The following is a 19,830-nucleotide window of genomic DNA, read 5'->3' on the forward strand; positions in this document are numbered from 1 at the left end:
CACGCCCCGCACCTGCAAAACCACGCCGAGAACCGCGCGATTCGGCGCGGTCTCGGCGTGGTTTTGCAGGTTGGGGAGCTAGGGGAGGAGCGGCGCTACGAGGGGGTAGCCGACGAACGCCGCGGCGTCGATCAAGAAGTGTGCAACCAGGAACGGCAGCAAGCGACCTGTTCGGGCGAAGAGCCAGCCGAACAGCAGCCCCATCGCGAGGTTGCCGATGAACGCTCCGGGCCCCTGATAGAGGTGATAGCTCGCCCGCAGCACCGAGGTCGCGATGATGATCGGCCAGATGTTCCAGCCGAGCTGACGCAACCGGAAGAACAGATAGCCGAGAACGACGAACTCCTCCATGATCGAGGCGCGTGCGGCCGACAGGACCAGGATCGGAACGGTCCACCAATGCTGGTCGAGCCCACCGGGATCGACCAGGACGAAGAGCCCGAGCATCCGGCCGGCGACATAGAGGGCGATGCCAGGGATGCCGATGGCGAGAACGAGCAGCGCACCGCGACCGATGTCGCGCCCGATGCGCGTGCCGTCGAGTCCGAGACTCCCCAGGTGCGGTCGGGTGTTCTGCCACACCAGGAAGCACACCAGCAGCACCGGCACGATCGAGAACCCGATCCCCAGCACCTGATAGATGAGGTCGAAGACCTCACGGTCGCTGCGAGACGGATTCAGCGTCGTCGTCTGATCTGCCAGGGGCGCGGCATCCGTCAGCCGATAGGCGAGCTGCACGATCGAGTAGATCGCCGATTCGCCGAGGCCGAGCGCGAGCACGATCGCGATCTCCCACCACACGCGGGATCTGGATTGGGCCGGTCCCTGAGCCTGTCGAAGGGTCACAACCCGATGTTACGGGAGCGGTCGGCGAGCGTTCAGCGAGCATGCGATATCCTGGACCGTCGGCATCCCGGCGCATCCCAAAACCCCTTTTAGGAAACTTGCATGGCGCACGCCCTTCGCTCTGACCTCCGCAACGTCGCAATCGTGGCGCACGTCGACCACGGCAAGACCACGCTCGTGGACGCGATGCTGCGTCAGACGGGCTCCTTCGGCGAGCACGCTCACGTCGATGAGCGCGCCATGGACTCCAACGACCTCGAGCGCGAAAAAGGCATCACGATCCTCGCGAAGAACACCGCGATCACCTACAAGGGTGAGCACGCGGGCGGCGAGGAGATCACGATCAACGTGATCGACACCCCCGGCCACGCCGACTTCGGCGGTGAGGTCGAGCGCGGCCTCTCCATGGTCGACGGCGTCGTGCTGCTCGTCGACTCTTCTGAGGGCCCCCTCCCGCAGACCCGCTTCGTGCTGCGCAAGGCTCTCGAGGCGAAGCTTCCCGTCATCCTCCTTGTCAACAAGACCGACCGCCCCGACGCGCGTATCGCAGAGGTCGAGGCTGAGGCGCAGGATCTGCTGCTGGGCCTTGCCTCCGACCTCGTCGATGATGTGCCCGACCTCGACGTCGACGCGCTGCTGGACGTTCCCGTCGTCTACGCGTCCGGCCGTGCAGGTGCTGCCAGCCGCAACCGTCCCGAGAACGGCTCGCTGCCCGACAACGATGACCTCGAGCCGCTCTTCGGGGCGATTCTCGAGCACATCCCCGCTCCGTCCTACGATGACGAGGCGCCGCTGCAGGCGTGGGTCACCAACCTCGACTCGAGCCCGTTCCTCGGCCGCCTCGCGCTGCTGCGCGTCTTCAACGGCACGCTGAAGAAGGGCCAGACTGTCGCTTGGGTCCGGGCAGATGGCACCCACCAGAACGCCCGCATCACCGAACTGCTCAAGACGCGTGCGCTCGAGCGCTACCCGGCCGAGTCGGCTGCTCCTGGCGACATCGTCGCCATCGCCGGATTCGAGGACATCACCATCGGCGAGACGATCGCCGACCCCGAAGATGTCCGTCCGCTTCCGCAGATCCACGTCGACGATCCCGCCATCTCGATGACGATCGGCACCAACACCTCTCCGCTCATGGGCAAGGTCAAGGGCCACAAGCTCACTGCACGCATGGTGAAGGACCGCCTTGACCGCGAACTCATCGGCAACGTCTCGCTCAAGGTCGTCGACATCGGCCGTCCGGATGCATGGGAAGTCCAGGGCCGTGGCGAGCTCGCACTCGCGATCCTCGTCGAGAACATGCGCCGCGAAGGTTTCGAGCTCACCGTGGGCAAGCCGCAGGTCGTCACCAAGCAGATCGACGGCAAGGTGCACGAGCCCTTCGAGCACCTGACCATCGACACGCCGGAAGAGCATCTCGGCGCGATCACCCAGCTCCTAGCGAACCGCAAGGGCCGCATGGACAACATGATCAATCACGGCACCGGCTGGGTGCGCATGGAGTTCATCGTTCCCTCGCGCGGCCTCATCGGATTCCGCAGCGAGTTCATGACCACGACCCGCGGCACCGGAATCGCCAACGCGATCTCGCACGGCTACGACGCCTGGGCCGGTCACATCACCACGCGTCAGAACGGCTCGATCGTGGCGGACCGTTCGGGGGTCGTCACTCCGTTCGCGATGATCGCACTGCAGGAGCGCATGTCGTTCTTCGTGCAGCCGACGCAAGAGGTGTACGAGGGCATGGTCATCGGCGAGAACTCGCGCGCCGACGACATGGACGTGAACATCACCAAGGAGAAGAAGCTCACGAACATGCGTGCCGCGAGCTCCGACACCTTCGAGTCGATGACGCCGCCGCGCCAGCTCACCCTCGAGGAGAGCCTCGAGTTCGCTCGTGACGACGAATGCGTCGAGGTGACTCCTGAGGTCGTGCGTATCCGCAAGGTCATTCTGGACCAGACCGTTCGCGGTCGTGAGACCGCACGTATGAAGCGTCAGGACGCGAACGTCTGAGCCTCGCAGCTTCGCAGGCCCCACCCACCGGAGAGAACCGGCAGGTGGGGCCTTCTGCGTTTCGGATGCTTCTGCGTTCTCCGGCCTCGGTGTCGAACAGGCCGACGCGCCAATAGCGCTGATTGGCTCTGTGCCCGGCAGGCGATCAGAATGATCATCATGCGTGCATCGAATCGGGCGGCGGCCGAAGAGCTCTCGGGCCGGCGGGTGGTGTGGCGCGAAGGGCTGGGCGTTGCGATAGCGACGAGCGCTTATGGGGTCTCGTTCGGGGCCCTGGCGGTAGCATCCGGTCTCGATGTCTGGCAGACGTGCGTGCTGAGCCTGCTGATGTTCACCGGGGGATCGCAGTTCGCCTTCATCGGCGTCTTCGGCGCGGGCGGCATCGCGGCGCTCCCGTCGGCGATCGCTTCGGCCGCGCTGCTCGGAGTGCGCAACGTCGCCTACGGCATGCGGATGTCGCCGACCATCGGATCCGGCTTCTTCCGGCGGATGGCTGCGGCGCAGGTCACGATCGATGAATCCACCGCTGTCGCGATCTCGCAGAGCACCCCGCCGCTGCGACGGCTGGGATTCTGGATCACCGGCGTCGGCGTCTTCATCGGCTGGAACATCACCACTCTCGTGGGCGCGCTGCTCGGGGACGTCCTGGGCGACCCGAAAGCGTGGGGTCTGGATGCCGCGGCTGCTGCCGCTTTCCTCGCCCTGCTGTGGCCACGGCTCAAACAGCGACAGGCGATTGCGGTCGGCGTCGCGGCGGCAGTGGTCGCCGCTGCGCTCACGCCTTTCCTGATGCCAGGGCTGCCGGTGCTGGTGGCCGCGGTCGTTGCCATCGTCGTGGGCTGGTTCAACTGGCTGGGCCGCGATGAGAAGCCGTCGGTCAGCGCGGAGGCGAGCGTATGAGCGTGTGGAGCGCGGTGCTGCTCGCCGCCTGCATCTGTGCGGCGCTGAAGGCCTTCGGCTACTTGATTCCCGCGCATCTGCTGGAGGCGCCGCGCCCCGCGCGAATCTCTGACCTGCTGACGGTCGCGCTGCTGGCGGCTCTCGTCGCCGTGCAGACGCTCGGTGCCGGTCAGCACGTCGTGGTGGATGCTCGGGTTCCGGCTGTGCTCGTCGCCGCGGGGCTGCTGTACCTGCGGCAGTCGTTTCTCGTCGTGGTCATTGCTGCGGCGGCTGTCGCGGCTGGGCTGCGGCTGGTCGGCTGGGCCGTCTGAGCCCACGGTGCACGCGCGGGGCCGCGTAAGATCGGTGCGTGCCCAACTGGTTGTCTCGTACCCTCTCCTGGATCGCCGCTGCGCTCGTCGGCGCTGTCTACGGGACGGCCGGGACCATCGCGCACGGCCTGATGTGGGGTGTGGTGCCGGTCGGGCTGATCGTCGGCGGGATCGCGTGTGCCGCGCTCCTGGTCGCGGTGCGCACGCTCACGCATGATCGCGGCGCAGCAGTGGCGACAGCGATCGGAATGATCGGGATGCTGCTGATCATCTCGGGCCCGGGCCCTGGCGGATCCGTCATCGTCCCGAACACTCCGGTGGGGCTGATCTGGATCTTCCTCATCTGCGGGATCGCGCTGCTCGTGATCGCCTGGCCGAGCCTTGATCGGCTTCCGTCCCGAGTGCAGACTCCGGCAGCGGCGCCGACACTGACGCCCGCCGAGCGAAACGAGTCGTAGACTGAAGGGGTGACGTATGTGATCGCCCTTCCGTGCGTCGATGTCAAGGATCGCGCCTGCATCGACGAGTGCCCCGTTGACTGCATCTACGAGGGTGAGCGCTCGCTCTACATCCACCCCGACGAATGCGTCGACTGCGGTGCCTGCGAGCCGGTCTGCCCCGTCGAGGCGATCTACTACGAAGACGACCTGCCCGAAGAGTGGGCCGACTACTACAAGGCGAACGTCGAATTCTTCGACGAGATCGGCTCGCCAGGCGGCGCCGCGAAGATCGGCGTCATCAAGCACGATCACCCGATCGTCGCAGCGCTTCCTCCCCAGGGCGAGTAGTCCGTGGGGGTCAAGGATCTCGCCGACTATCCCTGGGATGCAGTTGTCCCATTCCGGGAGCGTGCGGCGCAGCATCCGCAGGGTCTCGTCGACCTGTCGATCGGCTCGCCGATCGATCCGACCCCGGATGTGATCCGCACAGCTCTCGCAGAAGCCACCGACGCGCACTCCTATCCGCAGAACATCGGCACGCCCGCTCTGCGAGAGGCGATCGCCGGTTGGTACGCGCGGCGCAGGGGAGTGCCGGGACTCACACCTGAGAACGTGCTGCCGACCGTGGGGTCGAAAGAGCTCGTCGCACTCCTGCCGACGCTCCTCGGGCTCGGCGCCGGCGATATCGTCGTCTTCCCCCGGGTGGCATACCCGACCTACGAGGTCGGGGCGCGCATCGTCGGTGCGACACCGGTCGCCGAGGACGATCCCGCGTTGTGGCCAGAGGGCACCAGACTCATCTGGATCAACACCCCGGGAAACCCGGACGGACGCACGTGGACCGTCGATGAGCTCGCCGTCGCCGTCAGCCGCGCACGCGAGCTCGGCGCGGTGCTCGCCAGCGATGAATGCTACGCCGAGCTCGGCTGGGACGGCCAGTGGGCGACCGAGCCCGTGCCATCCGTCCTCGACCCTCGGGTCACCGGTGGTTCGCGCCGCAACCTGCTGAGCGTCTACTCGCTGAGCAAGCAGTCGAATCTCGCCGGATACCGTGCGGCGTTCGTTGCGGGGTGTGCACGGGTGGTCGCCGAGATCCTCACGCCGCGCAAGCACCTCGGCCTCATGATGCCGCTTCCCGTCCAGCACGCGATGATCGCGGCGCTGGGCGATGACGAACATGTCGCCGTGCAGAAAGAGCGCTATCGCGAACGCCGCGACCTGCTGCGGCCTGCTCTCGAGGACGCAGGTTTCCGTATCGATGGCTCCGAGGCTGGCCTGTACCTGTGGGTCACCGAAGGACGCGACGCCTGGGAATCGATGGGCAGGCTCGCCGACCTCGGCATCCTCGCGGGCCCTGGTCCCTTCTACGGGGCGGATGCTGCCCAGCATGTGCGCTTGTCTCTCACCGCCCCGCTGGAGCGCATCGCCGACGGCGCACGGCGCCTGCGGGGAGAAGCTCTGTAGGTTCTCACCGTGGATCGCGTGCATCCCTTGGCCGATGTCACAGTAGGCCGATCTGACGACTAGGCTGTAAAGGCGATTCGGTCGGTACCCGGCCAGGTGCTCGGCGCCGTGCATCGCCCTCGATCAAATGCGACCGACTGGAAGATTCAAGCCAGCGGTTCGCGGACACGTACAAGGAGGACCGCGTGAGTGCAGCGGGAGACCAGCAGGCCAAGGCGACTCTCACGATCGGTGAGACCAAGGCAGAATTCCCCCTCCTGCGCAGCACGGCAGGTGCAGACAGCATCGACTTCTCGACGCTGACCAAGCAGACCGGCTACACCGGACTCGACTACGGATTCGTCAACACCGCGTCCACCAAGTCCGACATCACATTCATCGACGGTGACCAGGGCATCCTGCGCTACCGCGGTTACCCGATCGAGCAGATCGCCAAGAACTGCACGTACCTCGAGGTCGCCTGGCTGCTCATCTACGGCGAGCTGCCCTCTGCGGATGAGCTGGCGAACTTCGATGACCGCATCCGTCGTCACACCCTTCTTCACGAAGATCTCAAGCACTTCTTCTCCGCACTGCCGCACACGGCGCACCCCATGTCGGTGCTGTCGTCGGCGGTCGCTGCCCTCTCGACGTACTACGAGGGCCAGACCGACCCGAACAACCCCGAGCACGTCGAACTGAACATGGTTCGCATGCTCGCCAAGCTTCCGGTGATCGCGGCGTACGCGCACAAGAAGAGCACCGGTCAGGCGTTCCTCTATCCCGACAACTCGCTGAGCTTCGTCGACAACTTCCTCAAGCTCAACTTCGGTGTGCACTCCGAGCCCTACGAGATCAACCCGGTCATGTCGAAGGCGCTCGAGCTGCTTCTGATCCTGCACGAAGACCACGAGCAGAACGCGTCGACCTCGACGGTGCGTCTGGTGGGCTCCACCGGTGCGAACCAGTTCGCATCGATCTCTGCCGGCATCCAGGCCCTCTCCGGTCCGCTGCACGGCGGTGCCAACGAAGCAGTGCTGAGCATGCTCGCCGAGATCCGCGATTCGGGTCAGGGTGTGGCGCGCTTCGTCGAGCGGGTCAAGAACAAAGAAGAGGGCGTCAAGCTCATGGGCTTCGGCCACCGGGTCTATAAGAACTACGACCCGCGTGCCAAGCTCGTCAAGGAAGCCGCCGACGAGGTGCTGCGCGAGCTCGGCGTCACCGACCCGCTGCTCGACCTCGCCAAGGAGCTCGAAGAGATCGCTCTCGCAGACGACTACTTCAAGGAGCGTCGCCTGTACCCGAACGTCGATTTCTACACCGGTGTGATCTACAAGGCCATGGGCTTCCCGACTCGCATGTTCACCGTGCTGTTCGCGATCGGACGCCTCCCGGGCTGGCTCGCGCAGTGGCGCGAGCTGAACCTCGACCCGCAGACCAAGATCGGTCGCCCGCAGCAGCTGTACACAGGATCGCCGGAGCGCCAGTTCCCGACCCGCTGATCACCGATCGCCATCCGCGCGATGCGCGGTGAATGCCGAAAGCCCCGGATCACTTCCTGAAGGAAGAGATCCGGGGCTTTCGCGTGGGCTCAGCGTCCCTGAGAACTGCCGCCCTGCGCGCGACGCGGACGACGGTTGTCGACGCGCTGTCCGACCTGGATGCCGGGGCGCTGGCCGCCGGAGCGTGAGGATGCGCCTGCGCGCTGCCCCTGGCCTGCAGACTGCCCCTGGCCGCTCTGCCCCTGGCCGCCCTGGCCCTGCGGGCGACGACGACGCTGTGCGGGCGATCCGGATGCCGGGGCGCCACCCTGCTGAGGCTGGCGAGGCTTCTTCGGCTGCTGACGCTGCTGCGGCTGCACCGGTACGGGCTTGACGTGCGCTGCACGCTCGCCGACGAGCTCATCGACGATGGTGGAGTTCGCCTGCTCGAGCTCGGCTGCGATCTGCGCCTTGCGCAGCAGATCCTTCACGTCGCGGCGCTGCTCGGGAAGAACAACAGTGACGACGGTGCCGGCAGCGCCTGCGCGAGCGGTGCGGCCTGAGCGGTGCAGGTATGCCTTGTGCTCCATGGGCGGGTCGACGTGGACGACGAGGTCGACGTTGTCGACATGCACGCCGCGGGCTGCGACGTCGGTCGCCACGAGCACGCGCACGCCGCCATCGGCGGGATCAGCCGAGAACGCGCTGAGGTTGCGCTCACGGGCGTTCTGCGACAGGTTGCCATGCAGGTCGACGGCGGGGATTCCCGCGGCGGTGAGCACCTTGGCGAGCTTCTTGGCCTGGTGCTTGGTGCGCGTGAACATGATTCGGCGGCCAGTGCCGGAGGCGAGCTCCCGCACGAGGACGGTCTTGTGCTCAGTGCTGGTGGTGACGAGGACGCGGTGGGTCATCTCGCCGACCGGAACACTGGACTCGTCGACCTCGTGGCTGACCGGGTTCGAGAGGAAGCGCTTGGCGAGCGAGTCGATGCCGCGATCCAGCGTTGCGCTGAAGAGCAGACGCTGTCCGCCGGCGGGCGTCGCGGTGAGAATGCGGGTGACGCCGGGCAGGAAGCCGAGGTCGGCCATGTGGTCGGCCTCGTCCAGAATGGCAACCTCGACTGAGTCGAGCGAGACGACCTTCTGCTTCATGAGGTCTTCCAGGCGGCCGGGGCACGCCACGACGATGTCGACGCCGCTGCGCAGTGCCTGCTCCTGCGGGCGCTGGCTGACGCCGCCGAACACGGTGGTCACGCGAAGGCCGACGGCCTCGGCGAGAGGGGCGACGACTGCGGCGATCTGGGTGGCGAGCTCACGGGTCGGCGCGAGGATGAGGCCGCGCGGGTGGCCGGGGCGGCTCTTGCGACCCGAATCCGTCAGGCGTGCGACGAGGGGGATGGCGAAGGCGATGGTCTTGCCGCTGCCGGTGCGGCCGCGGCCGAGCAGGTCGCGACCGGCAAGGGAATCGGGAAGCGTGTCGCGCTGAATGGCGAAGGCTTCGGTCTTGCCATCTGCTGCGAGAACGTCTGCCAGGCGTGCGGGCACGCCGAGGTCGAGGAAAGTAGTCATAAAAATACTCCGTGAACGCGTGACGATTCACGCGTGAATAGTGGGGTGGGCGACCGCGCACAGGAAGTGCGCAGAGGTTCGCCGTTCGAAACGCCAACTGGTGGGGAGCAGTTCTGCTCGCTGTGGTCCGGGAGGACCCCGTGTCGACGACGCAGTCACCCGATGCCGGGCAACCGCACAAGCCTAGCAGAGCGAAGCTGAGAGCGGCTCCCGAGCTGTCGAAGGGTCAGGCGTGCAGGGTCTCGTTCAACGTGACGCCCGCTCCACGGCGCTGCTTCGCCTCGATCGCACCGGTGAGGGAGTTGCGCCAGAACAGCAGGCCGTTGCGTCCGGAGAGCTCGGCGGCCTTAACCACAGTCTTGCCGCCATCGGCGGAGGCCGGACCGTCAGCGAGGATGACCTTCGAGCCGGCTGTGATGTAGACGCCCGCTTCGAGGATGCAGTCATCGCCGAGAGCGATGCCGAGACCGGCGTTCGCGCCGAGCAGGGTGCGCTGGCCGATCGAGACCCGTACGGTGCCGCCACCCGAGAGGGTGCCCATGATGGATGCTCCGCCGCCGATGTCGCTGCCTTCGCCGACGACCACGCCCTGCGAGATGCGGCCTTCGACCATGGAGGCGCCGAGCGTGCCGGCGTTGAAGTTCACGAAGCCCTCGTGCATCACCGTCGTGCCGGGAGAGAGGTGCGCGCCGAGGCGCACGCGCGACGCATCCGCGATCCGTACGCCCACCGGCAGCACGTAGTCGGTGAGCCGGGGAAACTTGTCGAGACCCTGCACCTGGATGCCGTGACGGCGCAGCTGTGCCTGCAGGCGTGCCGCATCGTCGGGGTGCATGGGTCCGGCGTTCGTCCAGGCCACATTGGGGAGGTGTCCGAAGATGCCATCGAGGTTCAGCTCGTTCGGGCGCACGAGAAGGTGCGAGAGCGCGTGCAGCCGCAGATAGGCATCAGCGGTGGAAGAGGGAGACGCGTCGAGGTCGATCTGCAGCTGGACGACTTCGGTCCGCACATTCCTGCGCTCATCGTCGCCTGCGTGCGCTTCGAGACCGGCGACGTCGATCGTGGGGAGCGCGCCACTACCCACGCGCGGATACCAGGCATCGAGAACAGTGCCGTTGCCGGCGATCGTGGTCAGGCCGATACCCCATGCAGTGCGCGCGTCGCTCATAGGTTAACGCTACCCTTCGACAGGCTCAGGGAACGGCACGGCAGGGCTCCTGCGCCGTAGGGTGGAAGAATGCTGCTCGATCTGACTGCGTCCTCTGTCGATCTCACCCGTGCGATCTGCGACATCCCCAGCGTTTCAGGGGGCGAGGTCGCGCTCGCCGACGCGATCGAAGCAGCCGTCACGCCACTTCACCATCTCGAGATCCTTCGTCACGGAAACACGGTCGTCGCGCGCACGAACCTCGGCCGCGCGCAGCGCGTGGTGATCGCGGGGCACATCGATACCGTGCCGATCAATGAGAACGTGCCCACGCGCATCGTTGACGTCGATGGCGAACCGCACCTGTGGGGTCGCGGAACCGTCGACATGAAGGGCGGCGTTGCGGTGCAGCTCAAGCTCGCGGCAGAGCTCACCGCGCCCGTGGTCGACATCACCTGGATGTGGTACGACAACGAAGAGGTCGCCGCAGCCCTCAACGGACTGGGCCTGCTCTCGGCAGACCGCCCGGATCTGTTCCAGGCGGACTTCGCCATCCTCGGCGAGCCGTCCAACGGACAGGTCGAAGGCGGATGCAACGGAACCATGCGCGCGATCGTCCGCACGAAAGGCGTGCGTGCGCACAGCGCCAGAGCGTGGATCGGCGAGAACGCCATCCATGCCGCCGCTCCCATCCTCGCGCGCCTCGCGGAGTACCGTGCGAAAGAGGTGCAGGTCGAGGGCCTCACTTACCGGGAGAGTCTGAGCGCGGTGCGCATCACCGGAGGCGTGGCAGGAAACGTCATCCCCGACCTCTGCGAGGTCGAGGTCAACTACCGCTTCGCCCCGAGCAAGAACGCCGCGGATGCCGAGGCACACCTGCGGGGCGTGCTCGAAGGCTTCGAGGTCGAGATCACGGATGCTGCAGACGGAGCCCGCCCGGGGCTCGATGCGCCGATCGCTCAGGAGTTCGTCGCCGCTGTCGGCGCACAGCCTCGACCGAAGTACGGCTGGACCGATGTGGCGCGGTTCAGTGCGATGGGCATCCCTGCGGTGAACTACGGCCCCGGTGACCCGCACCTGGCGCATCATGACGAGGAGCAGGTGCCGCTCGCGCAGATCGACGCTGTCGAGCGGGGCTTGCGGGCCTGGCTCACTGCATAGTGGCTTCTGCGGCGCTCGCGACAGCGCGATGGTGGGCGAAAGTGCCGATCATCGCTCGCATCGCGGTCATCTACGCGGCAGGGCGCCTCGTGACCTTCGGCTTCCTTGCGCTGGCGGCGTCGCTGTCAGGGCCTGCTTCACGCTTCGGCGCGGATGCGAGTATCGGCAGCTTCATCGTCGGCTGGGACGCCCAGTGGTACTGGCTGGTCGCCTGGGAGGGATATCCGCAGACGCTGCCCCTCAACGAGGCAGGGCAGGTCGCTGAGAATGCCTGGGCCTTCATGCCCGTGTACGCCTATGCAGCCCAGGTCATCGGCACGCCGTTCGGATCGTGGGGCGCCGGTGCACTGCTGATCTCACTGGTTGCTGGTTTCTTCGCCTGCGTCATGCTGCACCGGCTGCTTCGGGGACGCATCGGATCGTCGGCTGCACTGTGGTCGGTGGCATTCTTCGCCTGGGGGCCGCTGGCGGCGCTGTTCCAGGTCGGCTACGCCGAAACACTGTTCGTCCTGCTGCTGCTGATCTGTCTCGACCTCGTGGCGAGACGTCGCTTCGGCTGGCTTTACCTTGTGATCCCTGTGATGGCCTTCACACGCCCCGGGATCCTCGCATTCTCGCTCTACTTGGCGCTCTACGGCATCCTGCGCTGGCTGAACCGGCGACGCGACCCGCTTCCCGCCCGCGAGATCGTGCACATCGTCGCGCTCGGCCTGCTCGCCGCTGCCACCGGATTCTTGTGGCAAGTCATCGCCGGCGCCGTCACCGGCGACCCTGGCGCGTATCTGGCCACCGAGCTGTCCTGGCGACGCAACTGGGGGATCGGCGCGAGCACCTTTATCCCGTTCGACGGGTGGGTGCAGGCGGCGCAGTTCTGGTTCTCGCAGTGGGGGATGCCGGGGTGGCTCGGAATCGTCGCCCTCGTGCTCATCGTCCTGGCGATGGGGCTCGCGCTGTTCACTCCGCAGGTGCAGCGACTCGGCGCCGATCTGCGTCTGTGGAGTGCGAGCTACCTGCTGTACCTGCTGGCGGTCTTCTTCCCGCAGTCGAGCACGTTCCGGCTGCTGCTGCCGCTCACACCTCTCGTGGGAGCACTCGCCGTGCCGCGATCACGGCTGTACCGGTTGGCGGTTCTCGCGGCGTGTCTGCTGGGACAGTGGGTGTGGATCTTCCATATGTACGCGCTGGGGAATACGTACTGGCAGGTTCCGTAGGGCCGGTGGGGCTCGACGATACGGATCGTTCATGACGCTTTCTTCCCGTGCGAATGCCGAGGCGGGAGTCTACCGATAAACTTGATGCATACCAGCGAGGAAAGGAAGCCACGATGGCAGCGATGAAGCCGAGAACCGGTGACGGACCAATGGAGGCCGTGAAGGAGGGACGACTGATCATCGTGCGAGTACCCCTCGAGGGCGGCGGCCGACTGGTCGTCTCCGTGAACGATGCCGAGGCGAAGGAGTTGCATGACGTCCTCGCGGGCGTCGTGAGCTGAGCGCCTGAGCAAGTAAAGGGGTGGTGGATCATCGATCCACCACCCCTTTGTGTTCGCGCGACGCGCTACGCGGTGCGGATGCTGACCAGCTGCAGCAGTCCTTCGCCGACTGTGGAGATGGCTGCGAGCACGGCGGGTGATTCCTGCGTCTCCTGCACCAGAGAGCGGTATGCGCTGGTGACGGTGTCGCGCTGCACAGGATCCGCAGCTTTTCCGCCGGCGAGGACGCGCGGCACGACGACGATGCCGCCGACGCGCACGAGCCTCAGCCCGTGCTCGACGTACTCGATGACGTTCTCGGGGTCGGCGTCGACGAGCACGATGTCGTAGGACGCCTCGTTCATGCGCGGGAGCACGTCGGCTGCGCGTCCGGTGATGAAGCGTGCTTTTGTCGAGGGGATCTTCGCCTCGGTGAAGCTGCGTCGGGCAGCTGCGAGGTGCTCTGGCTCGTTGTCGATCGACGTGAGCACGGCCTGGGGTGCTCCGCGCAGCATCCACAGCCCGGATACTCCGGCTCCGGTGCCGATCTCGACGATCGATCGGGCGTTGGTCGCAGCGGTGAGAACGGCGAGCTGTGCGCCGACGGCGGCGCTGATCGACGCGACACCGAGTTCTCGTGCGTGCGTGCGTGCTCGCGCGATGTGCGCGGGTTCGACTATCGCCTCGCGGATGTAGCGTGCGTTGGCGTCGTTCTCGCTCATGGTTTCTCCTCGGGTGCTTCTTCCAGGGTATTCGCCCGTGGTGTTCATGGCCCGCAGGCGCGGCGGGTAGCCTGTGTACATGGAATTCGGACTCACGTTCGAGAAGATTCTTCTCATCGGGGTGATCGCTGCCGTCATCATTGGTCCTGAGCGACTCCCGAAGGCCGCTGAGGCGTTCGCGAAGTTCGTCCGCAGGGCCGGCGAGTACCTGCGAGACACGAAGTCGCGGATGCGCGATGAGCTCGGTCCTGAGATCGACGAAGTCGACTGGCGCAAGCTCGATCCGCGTCAGTACGACCCGCGCCGCATCATCCGCGATGCGCTTCTCGAAGAGAGCCCGGCACCGGCCGCAGCCGTATCTGTTGCGACGGCGTCAGCCGTGCAGGCCGATGCGTCGGCCACGAGTGCGGTCGCCTCGCGAGCTCCGCGGGTCCGACCGGACTTCACCCGCGATTCGCCACCGCCGTTCGACGCGGAAGCGACCTGAGTCAGATCTTCGACTTGAGCTGCGCGACACCGGCGTCACTCAGCAGAACGCGCGGTACTGCAGTGACGACGGAGTCTCCGCGCAGGAGCAGCAGCACGGCGTGACGCCCGACCCGCATCGTGCGGAACGTCGTGAACGGCATGTCAGAGACACCTCGTTTCGATGCCACCACGATCGACTCCTCGTGGACTTCGGCGCGCACTGAGGAGCCGGAGGGCATCGCCGTGCTGATCGCGCGGCGGTTGGATGCTCTGGTGAAGATGATGGACGCCACGATCAGTGCAGCGATCGCCACCAGCGTCAGCGTCACGCTCGTGCGCTGCTCTTCGTCTGCGGGACTGATCATCCCCAGCAGGGCGGCATTCACGATGAAGGCGGCGATTAGCGCGGTGTAGGCGATGATGGCGAGAGGCCGGGTGAGTGTGAAGATCGTGGCGTCCCTGGTCATGCCGCGCAGCAGCTCCGCATCGATGACAACGGAGTGGGAGGTGGAATCGGCAGTCACCTCACGAGTCTTTCACGACTCGGATGCGGCGGTTCGCGAGAGCGAGATCGGCAGCGACCGCCCTGAGAGCCCTCGACCTCGGTGCCAGAGGCGATCTGCCAGCTGAATGATCGACTGCGCCGCGGCATCCTCAGGGTCGCTCAGGACGATCGGGACTCCCGCGTCTCCGCCCACACGCAGCGCGGGACTCAGCGGTACCGACGCCAGCAGGGGAACCTGCTCGCCGTCGTCTGACTGCGAAAGGGCTGCGGCAACTTCCGCGCCGCCGCCCGATCCGAACAGATCGACCACGGTGCCGTCGGGGAGCGTGAAGGCGGCCATGTTCTCGACGACGCCGATCACGTGCTGACCGGTCTGCCGCGCGACGAGCCCGCTGCGGATCGCGACATCGGATGCCGCCCCTTGCGGAGTGGTCACCACGATGACCTCGGCGTGCGGCAGGATCTGGCCGATCGAGATTGCGATATCACCGGTGCCGGGCGGCATGTCGATGAGGAGCACGTCCAGATCGCCGAAGAAGACGTCGGTGAGGAACTGCTGCACAGTGCGGTGCAGCATCGGACCGCGCCAGGCGACGACGGCCTCACCGTCGCGAAGGAACATGCCGATCGAGATCGTCTTCACGCCGTGCGCGACGGGCGGCAGCATGAGGTCGTCGATGCGGGTCGGCTGGGTTCCGGTCGGAATGCCGAGGAGCGCAGGAATGGAGAAGCCGTGCACATCGGCATCGATGAGGCCAACGGCAAGGCCCTTGGCGGCGAGCGCGGCGGCGAGGTTCGCGGTGATCGTGGACTTGCCGACCCCGCCTTTGCCGCTCGAGACCAGGATGACTCTCGTCAGCGAATCAGGACCGAACGGCATCTGGCGCGGGGGGCGTCCGTCACGCAGCTTCTCGGTGAGCGCTTTGCGCTCGGCCGGAGTCATGACCCCGACCTCGACCGTGACGTCTGAGACCTCCGGGACGGATGCCGCAGCGCGGCGGACATCGGATTCGATGTGCGCCGCTGCGGGACATCCGACGATCGTCAGCACGATTCCGACGTGCGCATGACCGTCGTTGACGCTGATGTCGCGCACCATGTCGAGGTCACCGATCGGCCTGCGAAGCTCGGGGTCCGTCACCGCGGCCACCGCCTGGCGAACACGATCTGAGAGGCTCATCAGCGCAGCCGATGGTTTCTGGTCGAGAGGGGACCCGTGCGTGGGTTGGTGTCGTCAGCGCCATGCTCTTCATCGAGGTCTGCAAGCAGCGCACGCAGCTCTTGACGCAGCACGTCGCGCGTCACCGCCTGAGAATTGCGCTCCTCGAGCGACATGCGCAGCGCCACGATCTCGCGGGCGAGGTACTCGGTGTCGGCGAGGTTGCGCTCGGAGCGCTGCCGATCCTGCTCGATCTGCACGCGGTCACGGTCATCCTGGCGATTCTGCGCGAGCAGGATCAGCGGTGCGGCATACGACGCCTGCAGCGAGAGGATCAGCGTCAGAGCGGTGAACCCCAGGGCCGCCGAATCGAAGCGCCACCAGCCGTTCGCCTCCGCAGTCACCGTGTAAACCATCCACAGGAGGCAGAACAGCGTCAGCAGAAGAAGGAAGGTCGGCGTGCCCATGGCGCGTGCCACCCACTCCGTGAACCGTCCGAAGCGGTCGCGGTCGGTGGTCCTCTGCCGCGCAGTGCCGCGCCCGAGGGGGGCATCGAGGCCGGAACGGTCGCTCTTGGCCATCATCGCGCACCTCCGGTCGTCACAGTTCCCGTGTCGCCAGCATCCTGAGTGCGCCAGTCATCGGGCAGAAGATAATCGAGCACGTCGTCGATGCTGACCACGCCGACGAGTCGGTTGGCGGCATCCACGACGGGCAGCGATACCAGGTCGTAGCTGGCGAGCAGGCGTGCCGTTTCGGCAGCGGATGCCGTCACCGAGATCGGTTCCATCGTCTCGTCGACGATCGCGCCGAGGCGCTCGTGGGGCGGGTAGCGCAGCATCCGCTGGAAGTGCACGACGCCGAGCAGGCGCCCCGTCGGTGTCTCGAACGGAGGCAGAGTCACGAAAACCGCCGCAGCCAGAGCTGGGTGCAGTTCGTGGCGGCGGATCAGCGCGAGGGCCTCGGCAACGGTGGCGTCGGCGGAGAGGATGATCGGCTCGGTCGTCATGAGGCCACCGGCGGTGTCTGGACCGTAGCTGAGCAGGGTGCGCACGTCCTCTGCCTCTTCGGGCTCCATCAGATCGAGAAGTTGCTCGAGGCGCTTCTTGGGAAGCTGCGCGAGCAGGTCGGCCGCGTCGTCCGGCTCCATGTGATCGAGGATGTCGGCGGCTCGTTCGTCGCCGAGCCCGTCGAGGATGTGCACCTGCTCGTCCTCTGGCATCTCTTCGAGCGCGTCGGCGAGCCGGTCATCGGGGAGCTCTTCTGCGACCTCGATCATGCGCCGCTGCGGCAGATCGAGGAGCGTTGTGGCAAGGTCGGCGGCGTGCAGCTCGGAGTAGGAGGCGACCAGCTGCTCGGCGGACTGAGACTCCCCGGGTGCGCGCTTCTCTGCGACCTCGTTCCACGCGGCGAACGTCGTCGGGCCCTTCGCGAACGGCGAAGCACTCGTTTTGGGCTTGCGCAGGAAGAGCTGGCTGACGCTCCACTCGCCGAGGCGGTTGGGTTCGATCGCGGCATCTTCGATCACGGCGCTACCGCTGCCGTCGGTGAGCTCGACGCGGCGGCCGAGCAGTTCGGCCAGCACGCGCACCTCACCGGGGCGCGGCTGGAACCGGCGCACATTGATCAGGCCAGTGGTGAGCACCTGACCCGCGCGGATCGAAGTCACCCTGCCGATCGACATGAAGACATGGCGGCGCCCGGGAATCTCGATGACCAGACCGATCACGCGCGGGGCGACGGTACTTCGATACACGATGACGACATCTCGGACCTTGCCGAGCCGGTCGCCCACGGGGTCGAAGACGGCGCAGCCTGCCAGGCGCGCGACGAAAACCCGTTGTGTGCTCACGCGTCCAGCGTAGTCCGCGCACCGCTGAACTCGGGCTGGCTGATGCCGCGCATGGAACAATGGGGGCATGAGCATGTTGAATCGTCCGGCGAGCAATGCGACCGTCGGCGAGCCCGTGACTTCGGTCCGTGAGTACGAAGCCGCGCAGAAGGCGGTGTCGGCGCTGATCGCGGGTGAGATTCCTGCGCGCGATATCGCGATCGTCGGCCAGGGGGTGCGCACGATCGAGCGCGTCACCGGCAAGCTCGGCTACGCGACCGCGGCGCGCTCCGGTGCCGTCAACGGTGTGCTCATCGGCCTGTTGCTCTCGGCAATTCTCGTGATCGGCAATCCGGATGCTCCGATCCAGCTGTTCGTCGGTTTCGTGTTCATCGGGGTGGCCATCGGCATGATCATGAGTCTCGTCACGTTCGCGATCGTGCGACGCCGTCGTGACTTTGCGAGCATCACTCAGATGGCCGCAGACCACTACGAGGTGACTGTTTTCCCGAGCTCCCTCGCCAAAGCACGTGAGGTGCTCGGCACGGGAACGCGGACGCAGGTCGTCCGGCCTCCGGTGGATCTCGACGAACCGCCTCGCTACGGCGAGCGGATCACGCCCGGAGAGCAGACTTCTGAGCCGGCGGAGGCAGCACAGGAGCCCGCGGCAGAGGAGCCTGCGAAGAAGAGCGACGACAGCGAGAGCTGAAGGTGACCTTCGACGTCGAGTTGCCGAAGGGCGCCGTGTCGATCTCGACAGAGTGGGGTGAGGGTGCCGGTCGTGGCACAGTGCTCGTGGCACACGGCGCAGGCGGAGGGATGGAGCATCCGTTCCTCGTCGGATTCACCGACGCACTGAACGACCTCGGGTTCTCCACCCTCCGATTCAACTTTCCCTACCGTGAGCAGGGCAGGCGGATGCCTGGGCCCGCAGCTCACGCGATCGCGACCTGGCACGCTGCTGTCAAGTATGCGCGCGTGCGTGCGCCGGAGCATGCGATGTGGGCGGCCGGGAAGTCCTACGGCGGACGGATGGCCTCGATGGCCGCGGCCGAAGGGCTTGAGGTCGACGGGCTGATCTATCTCGGGTACCCGTTGCATCCGCCAGCGCGCCCCGATAAACCGCGCGTGGAGCATCTTCCGGCGATCGCCGCGCCGCAGCTGTTCATCGAAGGCACGAACGATCCCTTCATCCAGCCTGTTGCACAGCTCGAGGAAGCCGTGGCGGCGTGTCAGAACGCCCGCATCGCATGGAGCGATGGGGGAGGGCACTCCTTCGAAGTGAAGGGGCACAAGCGCCCTGCCGACGAGGTCGGTGCCTCGCTTGCCCCGCTCGTCGAGGAGTTCGCCGCGAGCTAGGGCGTGTCTGACAAAGCCCGGGCCCAAGCGATAGCAGCGTGGATGAGGACGGCGGCGCGGTAGAGGATTCAGCCCGCGGTCGATTGGTCGAGTACGTAGATGGTGGTGCCGCCCGCGTCGCGGTAGGTCGCCATGAACCCGTCGGGGATCTCTGCGGGTGCTTGCAGGACTTCGAGCGCCACCGGTCGGGCGTCATGGAACGTCTGCACGTTGTCCACCACGAGCATCGGCCCTGCGACTGCGGTCGGATCGTTCGAGTCGAGCATGATCTGCACTTCGCTTCCGGGAAGAGTGATGGCGGCGGTGCTGTCGCCTTCGCGCCAGACCTCCTCGAATCCGAGATCGCGATAAGTCGCGAGCGTGGCGTCAAGGTCGGTGGTCGGCAAGAAGAGGAGTTCGAGCTTCATGGGTCCATCACTTTCGCGTCGTAGCGGCTTTTCCTCAGAGCATAATGTCATTATGTGGTTATGCGCGAGTGGATTCCGATCTCAACTTCGCCGAAGGGGCGTCTGGCGCTCGCTGCGGTCAAAGAGTTCGGCGCACGCCCCTTTGGCGAAGTGACGGTCGGTGAGCTCGCCGCCGCGGCCGACGTGACCACCGGAGCGATCTACCATCACTTCGGCAGCAAGCTCGGCCTGTACGCCTTCGTTCGGCGCGACGTCGAACGAAGGCTGATCGACCGCATGGAGGGCGCTGCCGAGTTCGCGAGGCAGCACGCGGTGCGTGCCGCGCTGCAGGTCGGGTTCGATTTCGCAACCGGGCAAGGATTCCTACACCTGCTCGCCCAGCCGCCTCTCGGCGCTGAAGACGATCTGCTGGTGGAGATGCTCCACCAGCTCCTTGCGCCGCGCAAGGAGCCGGTGGGTCAGGTGCTCGCGGCTGGCTGGCGGGCGGCATTGCTCGCGGTGGCTGGTGGCGTATCCGTGAACGACGCCAGGGATGCGCTGTCGGCGCTGAACTACTAGGGCGCGGCTGACCGAGGGTGCGTCTGCGGGTTGAGAG

The 19,830-nt window shown here is 66.4% G+C and carries 23 protein-coding genes; 14 read left to right on the forward strand and 9 right to left on the reverse strand.

Annotated features, from left to right (window positions below; genetic code table 11):
- Positions 1-78 precede the first annotated feature (78 nt).
- Positions 79-846, reverse strand: coding sequence for a CPBP family intramembrane glutamic endopeptidase (locus ACN0RC_RS01280; protein WP_417508243.1), 768 nt, complete (start codon positions 844-846; stop codon positions 79-81).
- Between the two features lie 102 nt (positions 847-948).
- Here ACN0RC_RS01280 and typA point away from each other — a divergent pair, with 102 nt between their 5' ends.
- The 7 genes from typA (at position 949) to ACN0RC_RS01315 (ending at position 7,458) form a co-directional block, all read left to right on the forward strand.
- A complete protein-coding gene (gene typA, locus ACN0RC_RS01285) occupies positions 949-2,862 on the forward strand; it encodes a translational GTPase TypA (RefSeq protein WP_417508244.1) in 1,914 nt (637 codons plus the stop codon).
- A 159-nt stretch (positions 2,863-3,021) separates the two neighbouring features.
- On the forward strand, positions 3,022-3,762 hold the full coding sequence (locus ACN0RC_RS01290; protein WP_417508245.1) for an AzlC family ABC transporter permease: 741 nt from the start codon (positions 3,022-3,024) through the stop codon (positions 3,760-3,762).
- Complete coding sequence (locus tag ACN0RC_RS01295; protein WP_417508246.1) at positions 3,759-4,073, forward strand: AzlD domain-containing protein; 315 nt, start codon at positions 3,759-3,761, stop codon at positions 4,071-4,073. The genes ACN0RC_RS01290 and ACN0RC_RS01295 overlap by 4 nt, the downstream gene beginning before the upstream one ends.
- A 38-nt stretch (positions 4,074-4,111) precedes the next feature.
- Positions 4,112-4,531 carry a histidinol dehydrogenase gene (locus ACN0RC_RS01300; RefSeq protein ID WP_417508247.1) on the forward strand — a complete coding sequence of 140 codons (420 nt, stop codon included), beginning with the start codon at positions 4,112-4,114 and terminating at the stop codon, positions 4,529-4,531.
- Positions 4,532-4,540: 9 nt separating this feature from the next.
- On the forward strand, positions 4,541-4,861 hold the full coding sequence (gene fdxA, locus ACN0RC_RS01305; protein ID WP_417508248.1) for a ferredoxin: 321 nt from the start codon (positions 4,541-4,543) through the stop codon (positions 4,859-4,861).
- Positions 4,862-4,864: 3 nt separating this feature from the next.
- Positions 4,865-5,977, forward strand: coding sequence for a succinyldiaminopimelate transaminase (dapC, locus tag ACN0RC_RS01310; protein WP_417508249.1), 1,113 nt, complete (start codon positions 4,865-4,867; stop codon positions 5,975-5,977).
- Between the two features lie 185 nt (positions 5,978-6,162).
- On the forward strand, positions 6,163-7,458 hold the full coding sequence (locus ACN0RC_RS01315; protein WP_417508250.1) for a citrate synthase: 1,296 nt from the start codon (positions 6,163-6,165) through the stop codon (positions 7,456-7,458).
- Positions 7,459-7,547: 89 nt separating this feature from the next.
- Here the strand turns inward: ACN0RC_RS01315 and ACN0RC_RS01320 are convergent, their stop codons facing one another.
- Complete coding sequence (locus ACN0RC_RS01320; protein WP_417508251.1) at positions 7,548-9,005, reverse strand: DEAD/DEAH box helicase; 1,458 nt, start codon at positions 9,003-9,005, stop codon at positions 7,548-7,550.
- A 226-nt stretch (positions 9,006-9,231) separates the two neighbouring features.
- Positions 9,232-10,173: a 2,3,4,5-tetrahydropyridine-2,6-dicarboxylate N-succinyltransferase gene (dapD, locus tag ACN0RC_RS01325; protein ID WP_417508252.1), complete on the reverse strand. Its 942-nt coding sequence runs from the start codon at positions 10,171-10,173 to the stop codon at positions 9,232-9,234.
- Between the two features lie 69 nt (positions 10,174-10,242).
- On the opposite strand from dapD, the gene dapE reads away from it, so the two are divergent.
- From dapE to ACN0RC_RS01340, 3 genes are all read left to right on the forward strand, one after another.
- Positions 10,243-11,313 (forward strand): succinyl-diaminopimelate desuccinylase, encoded by a 1,071-nt coding sequence (gene dapE, locus ACN0RC_RS01330; protein ID WP_417508253.1) that lies wholly within the window; start codon positions 10,243-10,245, stop codon positions 11,311-11,313.
- A complete protein-coding gene (locus tag ACN0RC_RS01335; protein WP_417508254.1) occupies positions 11,313-12,524 on the forward strand; it encodes a hypothetical protein in 1,212 nt (403 codons plus the stop codon). The genes dapE and ACN0RC_RS01335 overlap by 1 nt, the downstream gene beginning before the upstream one ends.
- 113 nt (positions 12,525-12,637) lie before the next feature.
- Positions 12,638-12,805, forward strand: a complete 168-nt coding sequence (locus ACN0RC_RS01340; protein WP_084595462.1) for a DUF3117 domain-containing protein — start codon at positions 12,638-12,640, stop codon at positions 12,803-12,805.
- 65 nt (positions 12,806-12,870) lie between these two features.
- Here ACN0RC_RS01340 and ACN0RC_RS01345 read toward each other — a convergent pair whose 3' ends face one another.
- Complete coding sequence (locus ACN0RC_RS01345; RefSeq protein WP_417508255.1) at positions 12,871-13,506, reverse strand: O-methyltransferase; 636 nt, start codon at positions 13,504-13,506, stop codon at positions 12,871-12,873.
- A 79-nt stretch (positions 13,507-13,585) separates the two neighbouring features.
- On the opposite strand from ACN0RC_RS01345, the gene ACN0RC_RS01350 reads away from it, so the two are divergent.
- Complete coding sequence (locus ACN0RC_RS01350) at positions 13,586-13,993, forward strand: Sec-independent protein translocase TatB (RefSeq protein WP_417508256.1); 408 nt, start codon at positions 13,586-13,588, stop codon at positions 13,991-13,993.
- A gap of 1 nt (position 13,994) precedes the next feature.
- Here the strand turns inward: ACN0RC_RS01350 and ACN0RC_RS01355 are convergent, their stop codons facing one another.
- The 4 genes from ACN0RC_RS01355 to ACN0RC_RS01370 are packed head-to-tail and all read right to left on the reverse strand — an operon-like array spanning position 13,995 to position 17,490.
- On the reverse strand, positions 13,995-14,498 hold the full coding sequence (locus tag ACN0RC_RS01355; RefSeq protein ID WP_417508257.1) for a YcxB family protein: 504 nt from the start codon (positions 14,496-14,498) through the stop codon (positions 13,995-13,997).
- 12 nt (positions 14,499-14,510) lie between these two features.
- Positions 14,511-15,659, reverse strand: a complete 1,149-nt coding sequence (locus ACN0RC_RS01360; protein WP_417508258.1) for an Mrp/NBP35 family ATP-binding protein — start codon at positions 15,657-15,659, stop codon at positions 14,511-14,513.
- Positions 15,659-16,219 (reverse strand): DUF1003 domain-containing protein, encoded by a 561-nt coding sequence (locus tag ACN0RC_RS01365; protein ID WP_417508591.1) that lies wholly within the window; start codon positions 16,217-16,219, stop codon positions 15,659-15,661. The genes ACN0RC_RS01360 and ACN0RC_RS01365 overlap by 1 nt, the downstream gene beginning before the upstream one ends.
- A complete protein-coding gene (locus tag ACN0RC_RS01370) occupies positions 16,219-17,490 on the reverse strand; it encodes a magnesium transporter MgtE N-terminal domain-containing protein (RefSeq protein WP_417508259.1) in 1,272 nt (423 codons plus the stop codon). Before ACN0RC_RS01370 ends, ACN0RC_RS01365 begins: the two co-directional genes overlap by 1 nt.
- 67 nt (positions 17,491-17,557) lie before the next feature.
- Here ACN0RC_RS01370 and ACN0RC_RS01375 point away from each other — a divergent pair, with 67 nt between their 5' ends.
- Complete coding sequence (locus ACN0RC_RS01375) at positions 17,558-18,178, forward strand: general stress protein (protein ID WP_417508260.1); 621 nt, start codon at positions 17,558-17,560, stop codon at positions 18,176-18,178.
- Positions 18,179-18,180: 2 nt separating this feature from the next.
- Entirely contained in the window at positions 18,181-18,828 is a 648-nt protein-coding gene (locus tag ACN0RC_RS01380) for an alpha/beta family hydrolase (RefSeq protein WP_417508261.1), read from the forward strand.
- A gap of 68 nt (positions 18,829-18,896) precedes the next feature.
- On the opposite strand, the gene ACN0RC_RS01385 is transcribed toward ACN0RC_RS01380, so the two are convergent.
- Complete coding sequence (locus ACN0RC_RS01385; protein ID WP_417508262.1) at positions 18,897-19,235, reverse strand: VOC family protein; 339 nt, start codon at positions 19,233-19,235, stop codon at positions 18,897-18,899.
- A 60-nt stretch (positions 19,236-19,295) separates the two neighbouring features.
- Between ACN0RC_RS01385 and ACN0RC_RS01390 the strand changes: the two genes are divergently transcribed.
- A complete protein-coding gene (locus ACN0RC_RS01390) occupies positions 19,296-19,793 on the forward strand; it encodes a helix-turn-helix domain-containing protein (RefSeq protein ID WP_417508263.1) in 498 nt (165 codons plus the stop codon).
- Positions 19,794-19,830 lie beyond the last annotated feature (37 nt).

Origin of the sequence: Microbacterium sp., from assembly GCF_048259935.1 — a bacterium.
GTDB lineage: Bacteria > Actinomycetota > Actinomycetes > Actinomycetales > Microbacteriaceae > Microbacterium.

Excerpts from the sequence above, each read along its gene's own strand:
- typA (WP_417508244.1), top strand. The coding sequence starts at position 949 with ATGGCGCACGCCCTTCGCTCTGACCTCCGCAACGTCGCAATCGTGGCG.
- ACN0RC_RS01290 (WP_417508245.1), top strand. The coding sequence starts at position 3,022 with ATGCGTGCATCGAATCGGGCGGCGGCCGAAGAGCTCTCGGGCCGGCGG.
- ACN0RC_RS01295 (WP_417508246.1), top strand. The coding sequence starts at position 3,759 with ATGAGCGTGTGGAGCGCGGTGCTGCTCGCCGCCTGCATCTGTGCGGCG.
- ACN0RC_RS01320 (WP_417508251.1), bottom strand. The coding sequence starts at position 9,005 with ATGACTACTTTCCTCGACCTCGGCGTGCCCGCACGCCTGGCAGACGTT.
- dapD (WP_417508252.1), bottom strand. The coding sequence starts at position 10,173 with ATGAGCGACGCGCGCACTGCATGGGGTATCGGCCTGACCACGATCGCC.
- dapE (WP_417508253.1), top strand. The coding sequence starts at position 10,243 with ATGCTGCTCGATCTGACTGCGTCCTCTGTCGATCTCACCCGTGCGATC.
- ACN0RC_RS01340 (WP_084595462.1), top strand. The coding sequence starts at position 12,638 with ATGGCAGCGATGAAGCCGAGAACCGGTGACGGACCAATGGAGGCCGTG.
- ACN0RC_RS01345 (WP_417508255.1), bottom strand. The coding sequence starts at position 13,506 with ATGAGCGAGAACGACGCCAACGCACGCTACATCCGCGAGGCGATAGTC.
- ACN0RC_RS01350 (WP_417508256.1), top strand. The coding sequence starts at position 13,586 with ATGGAATTCGGACTCACGTTCGAGAAGATTCTTCTCATCGGGGTGATC.
- ACN0RC_RS01360 (WP_417508258.1), bottom strand. The coding sequence starts at position 15,659 with ATGAGCCTCTCAGATCGTGTTCGCCAGGCGGTGGCCGCGGTGACGGAC.
- ACN0RC_RS01365 (WP_417508591.1), bottom strand. The coding sequence starts at position 16,219 with ATGGCCAAGAGCGACCGTTCCGGCCTCGATGCCCCCCTCGGGCGCGGC.
- ACN0RC_RS01375 (WP_417508260.1), top strand. The coding sequence starts at position 17,558 with ATGAGCATGTTGAATCGTCCGGCGAGCAATGCGACCGTCGGCGAGCCC.
- ACN0RC_RS01385 (WP_417508262.1), bottom strand. The coding sequence starts at position 19,235 with ATGAAGCTCGAACTCCTCTTCTTGCCGACCACCGACCTTGACGCCACG.
- ACN0RC_RS01390 (WP_417508263.1), top strand. The coding sequence starts at position 19,296 with ATGCGCGAGTGGATTCCGATCTCAACTTCGCCGAAGGGGCGTCTGGCG.